This window comes from Bradyrhizobium sp. ORS 86, assembly GCF_045571475.1.
Lineage (GTDB): Bacteria > Pseudomonadota > Alphaproteobacteria > Rhizobiales > Xanthobacteraceae > Bradyrhizobium.
This window is the reverse complement of sequence record NZ_CP120699.1, coordinates 5,993,245-6,008,541: the sequence shown is the minus strand read 5'-3', so window position 1 is coordinate 6,008,541 and position 15,297 is coordinate 5,993,245. Positions and strand designations below refer to the sequence as shown.

16 protein-coding genes and 1 other RNA gene are annotated in these 15,297 nt (G+C 64.4%); 13 read left to right on the top strand and 4 right to left on the bottom strand.

The window, feature by feature from the left end; translation table 11 throughout:
- Positions 1–43: 43 nt before the first annotated feature.
- The 3 genes from fumC to ssrA form a co-directional block, all read right to left on the bottom strand.
- The gene (gene fumC / locus P6U25_RS27710) at positions 44–1,459 is read right to left on the bottom strand and encodes a class II fumarate hydratase (protein WP_407147930.1); all 1,416 of its coding nucleotides are present in this window, start codon (positions 1,457–1,459) and stop codon (positions 44–46) included.
- Between the two features lie 165 nt (positions 1,460–1,624).
- Positions 1,625–2,155, bottom strand: a complete 531-nt coding sequence (locus P6U25_RS27705; protein WP_407147929.1) for an SspB family protein — start codon at positions 2,153–2,155, stop codon at positions 1,625–1,627.
- Between the two features lie 141 nt (positions 2,156–2,296).
- Positions 2,297–2,651: a transfer-messenger RNA gene (gene ssrA / locus P6U25_RS27700) on the bottom strand.
- Between the two features lie 77 nt (positions 2,652–2,728).
- On the opposite strand from ssrA, the gene P6U25_RS27695 reads away from it, so the two are divergent.
- The 12 genes from P6U25_RS27695 (at position 2,729) to P6U25_RS27640 (ending at position 13,268) form a co-directional block, all read left to right on the top strand.
- Positions 2,729–3,340 (top strand): chromate transporter, encoded by a 612-nt coding sequence (locus P6U25_RS27695; protein WP_407147928.1) that lies wholly within the window; start codon positions 2,729–2,731, stop codon positions 3,338–3,340.
- Positions 3,337–3,870: a chromate transporter gene (locus tag P6U25_RS27690; protein ID WP_407147927.1), complete on the top strand. Its 534-nt coding sequence runs from the start codon at positions 3,337–3,339 to the stop codon at positions 3,868–3,870. The genes P6U25_RS27695 and P6U25_RS27690 overlap by 4 nt, the downstream gene beginning before the upstream one ends.
- 84 nt (positions 3,871–3,954) lie before the next feature.
- A complete protein-coding gene (locus P6U25_RS27685) occupies positions 3,955–4,455 on the top strand; it encodes a tripartite tricarboxylate transporter TctB family protein (protein WP_407147926.1) in 501 nt (166 codons plus the stop codon).
- Positions 4,456–4,462: 7 nt separating this feature from the next.
- Entirely contained in the window at positions 4,463–5,977 is a 1,515-nt protein-coding gene (locus tag P6U25_RS27680; RefSeq protein WP_407147925.1) for a tripartite tricarboxylate transporter permease, read from the top strand.
- Between the two features lie 133 nt (positions 5,978–6,110).
- Positions 6,111–7,091 carry a tripartite tricarboxylate transporter substrate-binding protein gene (locus P6U25_RS27675; RefSeq protein WP_407147924.1) on the top strand — a complete coding sequence of 327 codons (981 nt, stop codon included), beginning with the start codon at positions 6,111–6,113 and terminating at the stop codon, positions 7,089–7,091.
- A gap of 173 nt (positions 7,092–7,264) precedes the next feature.
- On the top strand, positions 7,265–8,059 hold the full coding sequence (locus tag P6U25_RS27670; protein ID WP_407147923.1) for a thymidylate synthase: 795 nt from the start codon (positions 7,265–7,267) through the stop codon (positions 8,057–8,059).
- Between the two features lie 8 nt (positions 8,060–8,067).
- Positions 8,068–8,553, top strand: coding sequence for a GNAT family N-acetyltransferase (locus P6U25_RS27665; RefSeq protein WP_407147922.1), 486 nt, complete (start codon positions 8,068–8,070; stop codon positions 8,551–8,553).
- Positions 8,553–9,065 (top strand): dihydrofolate reductase, encoded by a 513-nt coding sequence (locus P6U25_RS27660; RefSeq protein WP_407147921.1) that lies wholly within the window; start codon positions 8,553–8,555, stop codon positions 9,063–9,065. The genes P6U25_RS27665 and P6U25_RS27660 overlap by 1 nt, the downstream gene beginning before the upstream one ends.
- 145 nt (positions 9,066–9,210) lie before the next feature.
- Positions 9,211–10,350 (top strand): FtsH protease activity modulator HflK, encoded by a 1,140-nt coding sequence (hflK, locus tag P6U25_RS27655; protein ID WP_407147920.1) that lies wholly within the window; start codon positions 9,211–9,213, stop codon positions 10,348–10,350.
- On the top strand, positions 10,347–11,249 hold the full coding sequence (gene hflC, locus P6U25_RS27650; protein WP_407147919.1) for a protease modulator HflC: 903 nt from the start codon (positions 10,347–10,349) through the stop codon (positions 11,247–11,249). The genes hflK and hflC overlap by 4 nt, the downstream gene beginning before the upstream one ends.
- Positions 11,250–11,326: 77 nt before the next feature.
- Positions 11,327–11,527, top strand: a complete 201-nt coding sequence (locus tag P6U25_RS27645; RefSeq protein WP_407147918.1) for a DUF2065 domain-containing protein — start codon at positions 11,327–11,329, stop codon at positions 11,525–11,527.
- A gap of 244 nt (positions 11,528–11,771) precedes the next feature.
- Positions 11,772–13,268, top strand: a complete 1,497-nt coding sequence (locus tag P6U25_RS27640) for a Do family serine endopeptidase (protein ID WP_407147917.1) — start codon at positions 11,772–11,774, stop codon at positions 13,266–13,268.
- A 139-nt stretch (positions 13,269–13,407) separates the two neighbouring features.
- Here P6U25_RS27640 and serB read toward each other — a convergent pair whose 3' ends face one another.
- Positions 13,408–14,313: a phosphoserine phosphatase SerB gene (gene serB, locus P6U25_RS27635; protein ID WP_407147916.1), complete on the bottom strand. Its 906-nt coding sequence runs from the start codon at positions 14,311–14,313 to the stop codon at positions 13,408–13,410.
- Here serB and miaA point away from each other — a divergent pair.
- The gene (gene miaA, locus P6U25_RS27630) at positions 14,312–15,241 is read left to right on the top strand and encodes a tRNA (adenosine(37)-N6)-dimethylallyltransferase MiaA (protein ID WP_407152626.1); all 930 of its coding nucleotides are present in this window, start codon (positions 14,312–14,314) and stop codon (positions 15,239–15,241) included. The genes serB and miaA overlap by 2 nt on opposite strands.
- The last annotated feature ends 56 nt before the right edge of the window (positions 15,242–15,297 follow it).

Below are 15,297 nucleotides of genomic sequence, written 5' to 3'. Positions count from 1 at the left end.
TCACCCGCGCCGACCGCAATTTTGCGGGCTCGTCGACGCTCACCTATCCCGGATGTGTCATTTTGTCCGGCTGCACGAGGCGATCAAATTCATCTGCAGATACAAAGCCAAGCCGCAAGGCTTCTTCCTTCAACGTCGTTCCGCGCGCATGCGCCGCCTTCGCGACCTTGGCCGCGTTGTCGTAGCCGATCTTCGGCGCGAGCGCCGTCACCAGCATCAGCGAACGCTGCATCAATTCGCTGATGCGCTTTTCGTCTGCGCGTATGCCGACAACGCAATGCTCGGTGAACGACCTAATAACGTCGGACAGCAGTTGAATGGAATTTATCATACAGTATGCCAAAACCGGCTTGTACACGTTCAGCTCGAAATGGCCCTGGCTGCCGGCGATCGTGATCGCGGTCTGATTGCCGAACACCTGGCAGCAGACCATGGTGACCGCCTCGCACTGGGTCGGGTTCACTTTTCCCGGCATGATCGACGAGCCCGGCTCATTCTCGGGAAGGATCAGTTCGCCGAGACCCGAGCGCGGACCCGAACCGAGGAAGCGGATGTCGTTGGCGATCTTGAACAGGCCGGTCGCCACCGAGTTGATGGCGCCGTGCACCAGCACATAGGCGTCGTTCGAAGCGAGCGCCTCGAACTTGTTCGCGGCGCTGGTGAACGGAAGCCTGGTGATCTCAGCGACGTGCCTGGCGAAGATCCTGGCGAATTTCGGCTTCGAGTTCAGCCCGGTGCCGACCGCAGTGCCGCCCTGCGCCAGCGGAAACAGATCCTTCACCGCCACGCGCAGCCGCGCGATGCCGCTCTCGACCTGCGCGGCATAGCCGGAGAATTCCTGGCCGAGCGTCAGCGGCGTCGCGTCCTGGGTGTGCGTGCGTCCGATCTTGACGATTTTGGCGAACGCCTTTTCCTTCTTGCGCAACTCGCGATGTAGTTCAGTCAAAGCGGGGATGAGGTCGGCAATGATCCGCGTCGCGGCCGCGATGTGCATCGCGGTCGGAAATGAATCGTTCGACGACTGGCTCATATTGACGTGATCGTTCGGATGGACCGGCTTCTTGGCGCCAAGCTCGCCGCCGAGCATCTGGTTGGCGCGATTGGCGATCACCTCGTTGAGGTTCATGTTGGTCTGCGTGCCCGAGCCGGTCTGCCAGACCACCAGTGGGAAATGATCGTCGAGCTTACCTTCGACAACTTCCTTGGCGGCGCGGATGATGGCGCCGGCGCGGCGCGCATCGAGCAGGCCGAGCTCGCGATTGGTCATCGCGGCTGCGAGCTTGACGATGCCGAGCGCATGGATGATCGCGATCGGCATCCGGTCGTGGCCGATTTTGAAATTCTGCCGCGAGCGCTCGGTCTGCGCGCCCCAGTAGCGGTCGGCGGGAACGTCGATCGGACCGAAGCTGTCGGTCTCGCTGCGGGTGGTTGCCTTGGATGGTCTGGTCGATCGGGCCATTGATGCTTTCCATTGCGTCGTCAGCGCATGAGCCGGCTATCGACACCGGCTTTCGCGAAGCATCGGCGCGAGGTCATGCTCACGCAGGAGATAATCCGCGATGACGATCCGTCATCCCGGTCTTCGCAGGCATCCTACAGGGTCCAGGACCAGTCTGTGTCTGGATTATTTCTTGCGGAAGCGGTCGAGCCGGACCACCTCGGCGCCTTCGCTAGGCTTTGCCGGCTCTTCCTCGGCCTCGGCGGTCTTGGTTTCGGCCGCAGCGCGGGCAGGTGACGCGGGAACGGGGCTCACTGGCGGAGCGGCCGGCAGTTGGGATGGAGCGGCCTCGGCCACAGCATCCGAGGCATCGAACTGCAGGTCGAACGGCGCAGACGGATCGAGGAAGCGCGTCACGGCCGCGAACGGCACAGTCAGCCGTTCCGGGATTCCACCGAACGACAGGCCGACCTCGAACCGATCCTCCGTCACCACCAGGTCCCAGAACTGGTGCTGCAGGATGATCGTCATCTCCTCCGGATATTGCGCGAGCAACCGCGGCGACAGCTTCACCCCGGCGGCGGTCGACAGGAAGGTGATGTAGAAATGATGCTCACCGGGTAGGCCATGTTCGGCGGCGTCGGCCAGGACCTGGCGCAGCACCCCGCGCAGCGCGTCCCGCGCCAGCACGTCATATCGGATGTGATCGGTCGCCATGGTAATCCTGTTGCTTTCGAAAACGGCCGGTTCAGGGGAGCGGAGCCGTCCGACTCGCCCTTTTGGGCCATGCTACCCCGCCGGGAGCCGGAAATCAGCAGGCGGTTGGCAATGCGCGCGGATGCACGCGGCCGAAAATGAAGTGGAGGCTTCTGTTGCCAGGTGCCTCCGGACCCCGCCTAGCGGAGCTTAACCCACTAGGACTTTAAGATGGTCTTTCAAACTGCCTTACGCAGCCTGAGCAACCGGAGCAAAGTTGTCGTTGGCAACTATTGCAATGGCCCGATGTCGGCGGAACCATACCGAGAAAAAACACGCCCTTTACGCCCTCGTCGATCCTATTTCGCCCCCGCCAAAAGCCACCTTAGGATGGGCTTTGGTGGAGGCGCCGGGTACCGCCCCCGGGTCCGAATGGTTTATTGCGACGGTCATTTATTTCCATAGCCGGCGAACCGGCACCCCCAATATAGGCGGCGGGATCGGAGAAAAACAGAGGCGATTCAGGCCTTTCAGGTGTGAAAACCGGCCAGATTGGGGTTGGCCGGCGCCCGGAGGCCGTTCTAGATTCCGGCCATGCCTCCGGATTCCCCTCCGGTCGCCGTGCCGGCGCCGGATGCCTCTCTGCCATGTCAGCCCAGCGAGCCCGGCCTGCTCGAGCTGTTCCTTGCCTTTGCCAAAATGTCGCTCGCCGGCTTCGGCGGGGTGCTGGTCTGGGCCCGGCGGGGCATCGTCGAGCAGCACCGCTGGATGACGGCGGAGGAATTCAACGAGACCTTTGCGCTCTGCCATTTCCTTCCCGGTCCGAACATCGTCAACCTGTCGGTGGTGTTCGGCTCGCGGTTTCGCGGCATCGCGGGCGGGCTCGCCGCCTTCGCCGGCCTGGTCGGCCCGCCGCTCGTGATCGCGACGATGCTCGCCGCGCTCTACGCGCGCTACGGCGAGATCGATGCACTGCGCCGCACGCTGGCCGGCGTGTCCTGCGCGGCCGTCGGACTGCTGTTCGCCGTCGTCTTCAAGATGATGATGCCGTTGCTCAAGCGGCGCGACGTGGTCGGCCTTGTCGTGATGGCCGCGGTGTTCACCGCAATCGGGCTGGTGCGATGGCCGATGCAGATCGTGTTGCTGGTCGCGATTCCACTCAGCCTTGCAATCACGATCCTGACGCGCCGCAGGGTGAACGCATGAGCGCAGATCCCAATCCGACGGCGACGCTGATCTGGACCTTCGGCCTGATGTCGCTGTTTGCAGTCGGCGGCGCCAATTCCGCGATTCCGGAAATGCACCGTGCCGCGGTCGACGTGCATCACTGGATGACCGACAAGCAGTTCGCCGATGTCTTTGCGATCTCGCAATTGTCGCCGGGTCCGAACGTGCTGATCGTGACGCTGATAGGCTATTCTGTCGCAGGGGTCGCAGGTGCATTGGCGGCCACCGTTGCGATGTGCGGGCCGACCGCACTGCTTGCCTATTATGTCAGCCGCTTCCTCGAACGCTCGCGTCATGCAAGCTGGCCCGCGATTCTGCAGGCCGCGCTGGTTCCGCTGTCGATCGGACTGATGGCGGCGAGCGGACTGATCGTGGCGCAGACATCAGACCAAAGTTGGGTCGCTGCCCTGATCACAATTGTCGCAGCTACGCTTGCCTTCGCGACCCGGGTCAATCCGCTTTGGATATTGCTTGCCGGCGGCATTCTTGGTTTCGCTGGCGTTGTCTGACGAAAATCGCTAGCAAGGCGTCGGGTCAGCAACACAAGCCATCCAATCAGATCGGGCGGGAATACCCTGCCGGGGAGCGAAATCATGAGTGACACGCCGAGTCGGGCGCCAGTCCATTCCATCTTGCCGAAATGGGTGCGTGGACCGCAGGACTTTGTCGGCGGCATCGCCTTGATGGCGCTCGCCGTGTTTGCGCTGTGGGCGTCCAGCGATCTCCAGGGCATGCACGGCTTCTCGTTCGGCGCCGGCACCGCGCCGCGCATCTTCGCGGTGCTGCTGTTGCTGCTTGGCGCCGGCGTTGCGCTGATGGGAATCCTCAAGGATGGTCCGGCCATCGCGGCCTATTCGTGGCGCGGCCCGCTGTTTGTGGTGCTGTCGATCCTGTTCTTCGCGATGGCGATCCGGCCGCTCGGGCTCGTCGTCTCGGCCTTCTCGAGCTTCCTGATCGCGGCGCTCGGCTCGCACGAGACGAGGTGGCTCGAGGCGATCATCGTCGGCGCGTGCCTGACGCTCGGCTGCGCGCTCCTTTTCCCTTACGTGCTGGGACTGCCGATGCCGATGTTCCCGCGCTTCCTGATCCAGTGAGGACGTGATGGACCTCTTCGCTAATCTCGCACACGGCTTTGCCGTCGCGTTCTCGCCGATCAACCTCCTGATGTGTCTGATCGGTGCGCTGGTCGGCACGCTGGTCGGTGTGCTGCCGGGCATCGGAACCATCGCGACCGTCGCGATGCTGCTGCCGATCACGTTCGGCCTGCCGCCGGTCGGTGCGCTGATCATGCTCGCCGGCATCTATTACGGCGCCCAATATGGCGGCTCGACCACCTCGATCCTGGTCAACATTCCCGGTGAAGCGACCTCCGTCGTGACTGCCCTCGACGGCCACCAGATGGCCAAGCAGGGCCGCGCCGGCCCGGCGCTCGCGATCGCCGCGATCGGCTCGTTCTTCGCCGGCTGCGTTGCCACCGTGCTGATTGCCGTGCTCGGTGCGCCGCTGACCAAACTCGCGCTGGCATTCGGTCCGGCTGAATACTTCTCGCTGATGGTGCTCGGCCTGATCTTCGCGGTGGTACTGGCCAAGGGCTCGGTGCTGAAGGCGATCGCGATGATCGTGTTCGGCCTGTTGCTCTCGATGGTCGGATCCGACATCGAGACCGGCGCCTCGCGCATGGCATTCAACATTCCCGAGCTTGCCGACGGCCTCGGCTTTGCGACGGTGGCGATGGGCGTGTTCGGCTTCGCGGAGATCATTCGCAACCTCGACCACGGCGCCGAGATGAACCGCAATCTGGTGCAGCAGAAGATCACCGGCTTGATGCCGACGCGGAAGGACATCTCGGATTCCACGCCCGCGATCCTGCGCGGCACCGTGCTCGGCTCGATTCTCGGCATTCTGCCGGGCGGCGGCGCCGTGATCGCCTCGTTCGCAGCCTATACGCTGGAGAAGAAGCTCGCGAAGAACCCGTCGCGCTTCGGCCGCGGCGCGATCGAAGGCGTGGCGGCGCCGGAGAGCGCCAACAATGCCGCGGCGCAGACCTCGTTCATCCCGCTGCTCACGCTCGGCATTCCGCCGAATGCGGTGATGGCGCTGATGGTCGGCGCGATGACCATCCACGGCATCGTGCCGGGCCCGCAGGTGATGCAGAAGCAGCCCGATCTGGTCTGGGGCATGATCGCCTCGATGTGGATCGGCAATCTCATGCTGATCATCATCAACCTGCCGCTGGTCGGCATCTGGGTCCGCCTGCTGCGGGTGCCGTATCGGCTGATGTTTCCGTCGATCGTGATCTTCTGCTCGATCGGCATCTACTCCGTGAACAATGCGCCGGTCGACGTCATCCTGGCCGGGGTGTTCGGCCTGGTCGGCTACTGGCTGATCAAGCACGATTTCGAGCCGGCGCCGCTGCTGCTCGGCATGGTGCTCGGACCGCTGATGGAGGAGAACCTGCGTCGCGCACTTCTGATCTCGCGCGGCGACTGGAGCGTGTTCATCTCGCGGCCGCTGTCGGCAGTGTTGCTTGCGATCGCAGGCGGCCTGCTGGTGCTGGCGGTGTTGCCGGCGCTGCGCGCCAAGCGCGACGAGGTGTTCGTGGAATCGGAGAGCTGATCGCACGTCCGCCTGCGTCGGCGCGCCGCAGGCGGAAGTCGAGTAGACTTTCGATGCAGCTTCATGAAATGAGAATGCCGGCCCGATTGGGCCGGCATTTTTGTTGCTTGGACGTTCCCAGGGGGGATTCGAGATGATGTCCGTTCGCTCGATCGCGGGCGCATGCCTTGCCGCGCTGGGCTCGCTGTGCGTGGTTGCCGCGCCGGCCGCGGCGCAGAACTATCCGACGCGCACAATCACCATGATCGTGCCGTTCGCGGCCGGCGGTCCGACCGATGTCATCGCGCGCATCGTTACCGCCAACATGGCGCAGACATTGGGACAGAGCATCGTCATCGAGAATGCGGTCGGCGCCGGCGGTACCACCGCGACCACGCGCGCCGCGCGCGCTGCCAATGACGGCTACACGCTGATCACCGGACACATGGGCACGCACGCCGCCTCCGTGCCGCTCTACCCGAAACTCGCCTATCATCCGGAAAAGGATTTCGAGCCGGTCGCGCTGCTCGCGGGCACGCCGATCCTGATCCTGGCGCGCAAGGATTTTCCGCCGAAGGACCTCAAGGAGTTCGTGGCTTACGTGAAAGCCAATGCCGAGAAGGTCAACGCCGCGCATGCCGGCGTCGGCTCGGTCTCGCACGCGTCGTGCGAACTGTTGAACTCGATCCTCGACGTCAAGCCGGTCGGAGTTCCCTTCAACGGCACCGGCCCCGCGATGAATGCGCTGGTGGCGGGCCAGGTCGATTACATGTGCGACCAGATCGTCAATGCGGTGCCGCAGATCAACGCCGGCACTATCAAGGCCTATGCAATCGCAACGCCCGAGCGCAACCCGTCGCTGCCCAATGTGCCGACCACGGCGGAAGCCGGCCTTCCGAGCTACCAAGCCCAAGCGTGGAACGCGATCTTCGCGCCGAAGGGCACGCCGCCCTCGGTCATCGCGACGCTGAGCGCGGCGGCCACGAAGGCGCTCGACGACGAGGCGGTCCGCAAGCGGTTGCTGGAACTTGGCAGCGTGATCCCGGCACCGGCCAATCGCACGCCGGAAGCGCTCGCGACCCTCGTCAAAAACGAGATCGCGAAGTGGACGCCGGTGCTCAAGCCGGCAACTTAAGCCAACGCGATCAAGTGGATAGGGCAGGGGCGGGACGTGAGTTCCGCCCCTTGTCGTTTGACCCGGAGTGCTCACTTTTCGGGGTATAATCAGTGTATTCGGCCGAATCAGCGTGTCGGCCGGCGGCTTCGGCCGTTAAGTTCGCTGTTTCCTCGAAAGCCGAAACAGACGCCATGAACCAGTACCACGATCTGCTCGAACGCATCCTCGCCGATGGCGCGGAGAAGCACGACCGCACCGGCACGGGCACGCTGTCGATCTTCGGCCACCAGATGCGCTTCAACCTGTCGGCCGGCTTTCCGATGCTGACGACCAAGCGGCTGCCGCTGAAGGCGATTGTGCACGAGCTATTGTGGTTCCTCGCCGGCGACACCAACATCAAATATCTCAACGACAACGGCGTCACCATCTGGGACGAATGGGCCGATGCCAACGGCGATCTCGGGCCGGTCTATGGCTCGCAGTGGCGCTCATGGCCCGCGCCGGATGGACGCAGCATTGACCAGATTGCCAACGTCATCGAGATGATCAAGCGCAACCCGGACTCGCGGCGGCTGATTGTCAGCGCCTGGAATCCGGCCGAGGTGGACAAGATGGCGCTGCCGCCGTGCCACTGCTTGTTCCAGTTCTATGTCGCCAATGGCAAATTGTCGTGCCAGCTCTATCAGCGCTCCGGCGACGTCTTTCTCGGTGTGCCCTTCAACATCGCCTCCTACGCGTTGCTGACCATGATGGTCGCGCAGGTGACGGGCCTCAAGCCCGGCGACTTCGTGCATTCGCTCGGCGATGCGCACCTCTACTCGAACCATCTCGAGCAGGCGCGGTTGCAACTGACCCGGCCGACGCGGCCGCTGCCGACGATGCGGATCAATCCCGACGTGACGGACATCTTCGCGTTCCGCTACGAGGACTTCAAACTCGAAGGGTACGACCCGCATCCCCACATCAAGGCCGAAGTCGCCGTTTGAGGCATTGAATGTCTCTCGCCATCCGCCGCGCGCGGCCCGATGAGGCCGGACTGGTCTTCTCCCTGGTCCGCGAACTCGCCGAATACGAAAAGCTGCTGCACGAGGTTCGCGCCAGCGAGGCCGACATTGCCGACGCGCTGTTCGGCCCCAATCCGCGGTTGTTCTGCGACATCGCGGAGTGGAACGGCGAGCCCGCCGGCTTTGCGGTCTGGTTCGTCAACTTCTCCACCTTCGGCGGCAGCCACGGCATCTATCTGGAGGATCTGTTCGTGCGCCCGGCGCTGCGCGGCAAAGGCATCGGCAAGGCGCTGCTTGCCCAACTCGCCAAGGAGTGTCTCGCCAATAGCTGGTCGCGGCTGCAATGGGCCGTGCTCGACTGGAACGCGCCGTCGATCGCGTTCTACAAATCGCTCGGTGCCGAGCTGATGGACGAATGGACGATCTGCCGCGTCTCGGACACGGCGCTCGCCACGCTGGCGAAGGGAGCGCGTTGATGGAGATCGTGCTCGTCGTTGCGGTCGCCGAGAACGGCGTGATCGGGAGCGACAACGCAATTCCGTGGCGGCTGAAGTCCGACCAGCAACGCTTCAAGGCGATCACGTTGAACAAGCCGGTCGTCATGGGGCGCAAGACATTTGAATCGCTGCGCAGGCCGCTTCCGGGACGTACCAACATCGTGGTGACGCGCGATGCCAACTATCAGGCACGAGGCGCCGTCGTGACGACATCGTTTGAGAACGCGCGCGCGATTGCGCATGGCGACGCACTGCGGCGTTTGGCCACTGAGATCGCCGTCATCGGCGGCGCCGAGATCTATGCACTGTGGATGGACGTCGCCGACCGTCTCGAGGTCACCGAAGTCCATGCCAGGCCCGAGGGTGACACGCGGCTTGACATCATCGACGCGAAGGCGTGGGAAGAGGTCGCGCGTGTGCGAAATCCGGCCGGGCCTGACGACAGCGCCGACTTCTCCTATGTGACATATCGTCGGCGCGGCCGAGGTTAACCAATGTTTGCATTGACAAATATGCCCCGGGGCATAGCTCGTCCCGCCAGGAAGCTTGCGTTGTAAGGGCCCCGACGGTCCCCTATAACCGGGCCGGACATTCGAGCCCGGGCGTCCCCGTCCGGACTTGCCGAGGAGATGTTTGATGCCGTGGAAAAATCAGGGCGGGGGGCCGTGGGGCTCGGGTCCGAAAGGGCCATGGGGCTCTGGTCCGCAATCGGTCGGGCCGAGGCCGCCGGATCTTGAGGATCTGCTGCGCCGCGGCCAGGACCGGTTGCAGCAATGGTTGCCCGGTGGCCATTTCAGCGGCGTGGGCGTCGCGCTGATCCTGGCCGCCGCGCTGGCGATCTGGTTCGCGACCGGCATCTTCCGTGTTCAGTCCGAAGAGCTCGGTGTCGTGCTGCGTTTCGGCAAGTATGTACGCGACGCACAGCCGGGCCTGAGATATCACCTGCCGTATCCGATCGAGACCGTGCTGCTGCCGAAGGCGCTGCGCGTGAATACGACCTCGATCGGCATGACCTTGATTGATGATCCCGCCCGGCGCGGCCGCACCATGCGTGACGTGCCAGAGGAGAGCCTGATGCTGACCGGCGACGAGAACATCGTCGACGTCGATTTCACCGTGCTGTGGCGCATCAAGCCGGGTGGGGCCGGCGCATTCCTGTTCAACATTCAGAACCCCGAGGGCACTGTGAAGGCGGTGGCCGAGAGCGCGATGCGCGAGGTGATCGGCCGCTCCGAGATTCAGCCGATCCTTACCGGCGCGCGAACCCAGACCGAAACGACCGTGCAGGAACTGATGCAGAAGACGCTCGACAGCTACGGCGCCGGTATCCAGGTTGCGCAGGTGCAGATGCAGAAGGTCGACCCGCCGGCGCAGGTCATCGATTCATTCCGCGACGTGCAGGCGGCGCGCGCCGATCTCGAGCGCGCGCAGAACGAGGCGCAGACCTACGCCAACCGCGTCGTGCCCGAGGCGCGCGGCCGTGCCGCGCAGATCATTCAGGCCGCCGAAGGTTACAAGGAACAGGCGGTCGCCGAGGCGAGAGGCCAGAGTGCGCGCTTCCTGAAGGTCTATGAAGAGTACAAGAAGGCCCCCAACGTGACGCGCGAACGCATCTATCTCGAGACCATGGAGCGTGTGCTCGGTGGCGCCGACAAGCTGGTTTACGACGGCGACAAGGGCCAGAACATCGTGCCGTATCTTCCCCTGGGTGAACTGACGACGCGGCGTCCGGCGGCGCCGGCCGCGACCGGCCAGCAGCAGGGAGGTTCGCGATGAGGTCCCCCGTTGCGGGCATTGCGGCCCTGGTCGTGCTGTTCGTCGTGATCATCGTTGCCTACAGCTCGATGTTCACCGTGCAGCAGACCGAGCAGGCGCTCGTGGTCCGGTTCGGCAGGCCGGTGGCCATCGTCACCGAGCCGGGTCTGAACTTCAAGGTTCCGTTCACCGACAGCGTCATCTCGATCGACAAGCGTATCCTCGATCTCGAAAACCCGTCGCAGGAAGTCATCGCGTCGGATCAGAAGCGGCTGGTGGTCGATGCCTTCGCCCGCTATCGCATCAAGGATGCACTGCGCTTCTACACCAGCGTCGGCTCGATCCAGGCCGCCAACCTGCAGCTCACCACGCTGTTGAACGCGTCGCTGCGCCGCGTGCTCGGTGAGGTCAACTTCATCGCGGTGGTCCGCGACGAGCGTGAGAGGCTGATGTCGCGGATTCGCGATCAGCTCGACAAGGAGGCCGATGGCTACGGCATCCAGGTCGTCGACGTGCGCATCCGCCGCGCCGATCTGCCGGAGCAGAATAGCCAGGCGGTCTATCAGCGCATGCAGACCGAACGCCAGCGCGAGGCGGCCGAGTTCCGCGCACAAGGCGGGCAGAAGGGGCAGGAGATCCGCTCCAAGGCCGATCGCGAGGCAACCGTGATCATCGCCGAGGCCAATTCGACCGCCGAGCAGACGCGCGGCGCCGGCGACGCCGAGCGCAACCGCTTGTTCGCCGAGGCCTACAGCAAGGATCAGGACTTCTTCGCATTCTATCGCTCGATGACGGCCTATGAGAATGGCCTGAAGTCCAGCGACACGCGTTTCCTGTTGCGGCCGGATTCGGAGTTCTTCAAGTATTTCAGCAGCGCAAACGGCAAGCCGCCTGAGGCGGCCGCCGCTCCGAAACAATAATGCCACCAGGCGGCGATGCGAGCGACGCGTCGCCGCCGTCACAGAACAACAACCATGAAGCGGGAGGCTGCGATCCGATGAGGTCCATAGCGTTCGGCGACTTCCTCATCGGCTTGGGAATCCTGTTCGTGCTTGAAGGCATCCTGTTTGCCGCCAGTCCGGCCTGGATGCGCCGGGCCATGAAGAGCGCGCTGGAGACTCCTGATAACATCCTGCGTGTCGTCGGCCTCGGTTCGGCGGTCGGCGGGCTGATTCTGATCTGGCTGGTACGACGATAAACGTCAATCGTCCTTCCTGACGCGGACGGGGCCGGGGAACTTCGAGGCTCCCCAAAGGGTGCAATTGCGTCCTCGCTGCCACTTGTCGGACCATCTGGAACGACGACAAAGGCTGTACGTAATCGTGAGCCTCTCGCGTCCGGTTTTTCGCCGAAATGGCAGGCTGAGATGCTTGCGCCGCGCGCCCGTTCGGGCGCAGTCTGTGACTAACGATTTTGATCTATTTGCCTGGAGAAATTCCGACATGACCGCTGCCAGACCAGCCCTGAGCCGCCGCCTCCGCCTGATGGGGGCTGCGATCTCGATCGGTGCTGCAAGCATGCTGAGCTCCGTGCCGGCGTTCGCGCGCGGTCCCGAAGGCATTGCCGACATCGCCGAGAAGGTGATCGATGCCGTCGTCAACATCTCGACTTCGCAGACGATCGAGGCCAAGGGCGGCGCGATGCCGCAACTGCCGCCGGGCTCGCCTTTTGAGGAGTTTTTCGACGACTTCTTCAAGAACCGCCGCGGACCGCCCGGCAAGGGCGGCGACAAGGGTGGCGAGTTCCAGCCGCGCAAGACCAACTCGCTCGGCTCCGGATTCATCGTCGATACGTCGGGCATCGTCGTCACCAACAACCACGTCATCGCTGATGCCGACGAGATCAACGTCATTCTCAACGACGGCACCAAGGTCAAGGCCGAGATCGTCGGCGTCGACAAGAAGACCGACCTTGCCGTCCTGAAGTTCAAGCCGCCAAAGCCGCTCACCGCGGTCAAGTTCGGCGACAGCGACAAGATCCGCCTCGGCGATTGGGTGGTCGCGATCGGCAACCCGTTCAGCCTCGGCGGCACCGTGACCGCGGGCATCGTCTCGGCCAAGAACCGCGACATCAGCCAGGGGCCGTATGACAGCTACATCCAGACCGATGCCGCCATCAACCGCGGCAATTCCGGCGGTCCGCTGTTCAACCTCGATGGCGAAGTGATCGGCGTCAACACGCTGATCATCTCGCCGACCGGCGGCTCGATCGGTCTCGGCTTCGCGGTGCCGTCGAAGACGGTGGCCGGCGTCGTCGATCAACTGGAGAAATACGGCGAGCTGCGCCGCGGTTGGCTCGGTGTGCGCATCCAGCAGGTCACCGACGAAATCGCCGACAGCCTCAACATCAAGCCGGCGCGTGGCGCCCTGGTCGCAGGTATCGACGACAAGGGCCCGGCCAAGCCGGCCGGCATCGAGCCCGGCGACGTCGTCGTTAAGTTCGACGGCAAGGACGTGAAGGACCCCAAGGATCTCTCCCGGATCGTTGCCGATACCGCGGTCGGCAAGGAGGTCGACGTCGTCGTCATCCGCAAGGGCAACGAGGAGACCCACAAGGTCACCCTCGGTCGCCTCCAGGACACCGAGAAGGTTCAGCAGGCCAATGCCAAGCCGAAGGACGACACCGCCGAGAAGCCGGTGACGCAGAAGGCGCTGGGCCTCGACCTGGCATCGCTGAGCAAGGATCTGCGCAGCAAGTACAAGATCAAGGACAGCGTGAAGGGCGTCATCATCACCGGCGTCGATGGTGCCTCCGACGCCGCCGACAAGCGTCTGTCGGCCGGCGACGTCATCGTCGAGGTGGCGCAGGAAACAGTCTCGAGCGCCGCCGACATCAAGAGCCGGATCGACAAGCTGAAGAAGGACGGCAAGAAGTCGGTGCTGTTGCTCGTCTCCAACGGCGACGGCGAGCTGCGCTTCGTCGCGCTGAGCGTGCAATAACGGACGCTGGGACCTCACCTCTCACTGTCATCCCCCGCGAAGGCGGGGGATCCAGTACGCCGCGGCCTCCCGATCATTAACCGGCGTCTCTGGAATACTGGGTCACCCGCCTGCGCGGGTGACGACAGCCATTGAGAGGCTACCCCTCCACGAATTCGTCGCGGCGATAGCCCTGCGCATAGAGCAGCGCGGTGAGATCGCCGTGATCGATCCGCGCCGCTGCTGCGGCAGCCACCGCCGGCTTGGCGTGATAGGCGACCCCGAGGCCCGCCGCCTGGATCATGCCGAGATCGTTGGCGCCGTCGCCGACCACCAGCGTGTCGATGTCGTCGAGATCGAAGGATTCCATCAGCTCGACCAGCGTGGCGAGCTTGGTGGCGCGGCCGAGGATCGGTTCGACCACCTCGCCGGTCAGCTTGCCGTCCTCGACCCGGAGCTGGTTGGCCCGGTTCTCCTGGAAGCCGACCTTGGCGGCGACCACGTTGCTGAACAGCGTGAAGCCGCCCGAGATCAGGCAGGTGTAGGCGCCGTGCGCGCGCATGGTCCCGACCAGCGCGCGGCCGCCCGGTGTCAGGGTGATATGCTTTTCCAACACCTCGTCGACCGCGCCGACCGGCAGGCCTTTGAGCAGCGCCACGCGCTCGCGCAGCGCCGACTCGAACTCGATCTCGCCGCGCATCGCACGCTCGGTGATATCAGCCACATGGGCCTTTAGCCCGGCGAAATCGGCCAGTTCGTCGATGCATTCCTGCCCGATCATGGTGGAATCCATGTCGGCCAGAAAAAGCTTCTTGCGCCGGGCGATCCGAGGCTGCACCACAATGTCGATCGGCAGGTCGACGCGCGCTTCGCGCAAGCGGGCTTCGATCGCCTTGATGTCGTCCTTGCCGGTGTCCTGGCTTTCGAAGGGAATGTCGACGGCGACCTCGTTGAACAGCCACTGCGCCGGCCCCGGAGAGGGCAGCACGGCCCGCGCGCCGTCGACGATGGTGGAGTCGAGTGCGGGGCTTGCGGGATTGCAGATCAGCGTGGCAACGAGGGACATGCAGGCGCATTCGGGATTGTTGGACAGGGCCGTGCTTATCGCAGGGCCGACCGCCAGCGGCAAGTCGGCGCTGGCGCTCGAACTTGCGCAAAGAACCGGTGGGGTCGTGATCAATGCCGACTCCATGCAGGTCTATCGCGACCTCAGGATCATTACGGCGCGGCCGACCGCGGAGGAGGAGGCTCAGGTTCCGCATCGACTCTACGGCCATGTCGATGCCGGCGTGAATTTCTCCGCCGGCGCCTGGGTCGGTGATGCGGCCAAGACGCTCGGCGAGGCGCGAGCGCAGGGCCGCCTGCCGATCTTCGTCGGCGGCTCCGGCCTGTATTTCAAGGCCCTGACGCAGGGGCTCTCGGCGGTGCCGCCGATCCCGGACGCGGTGCGCGAAGGCGTCCGCGCGCGGCTCGAGCGTGACGGTGTCGAGGCGCTGCATGCCGAACTGGCGCAGCGCGACCCCGTGTCTGCCGCGCGACTGAAGCCGCGCGATCGCACCCGGATCGCGCGCGCGCTCGAGGTGGTCGAGGCGACCGGGCGGCCGCTACCCGACTGGCACCGCGAGGGCCTGCCGCCGCTGCTGCCACCGGGTGAATTCCGCGCGCTGTTTCTCGCGCCGGAGCGGGAGACCCTCTATGCGCGGATCGATGCGCGGTTCGGCGCGATGCTCGATTCCGGCGCGCTCGACGAGGTCGCTGCGCTGGCAGCACGCGGGCTCGATCCGCTGTTGCCGGCGATGAAGGCTCATGGTGTGCCGGTGCTGATCCGGCACCTAAAAGGGGAAATCAGCCGGGAGGAGGCTGCCGAGATCGGCCGGGCTGACACGCGCCATTACGCCAAGCGCCAGTTCACCTGGTTCCGCCACCAGCTTCCGGAATTCGCCTGGATCAGGCCGGAGGCGGCGCGCGACTGGCTGCTTGCGGCGATCTCCTAGCCAATCAGCCATGCATGTTTCGCTGCGCAAAAACACTCGCGGAGCGACAGGAACCC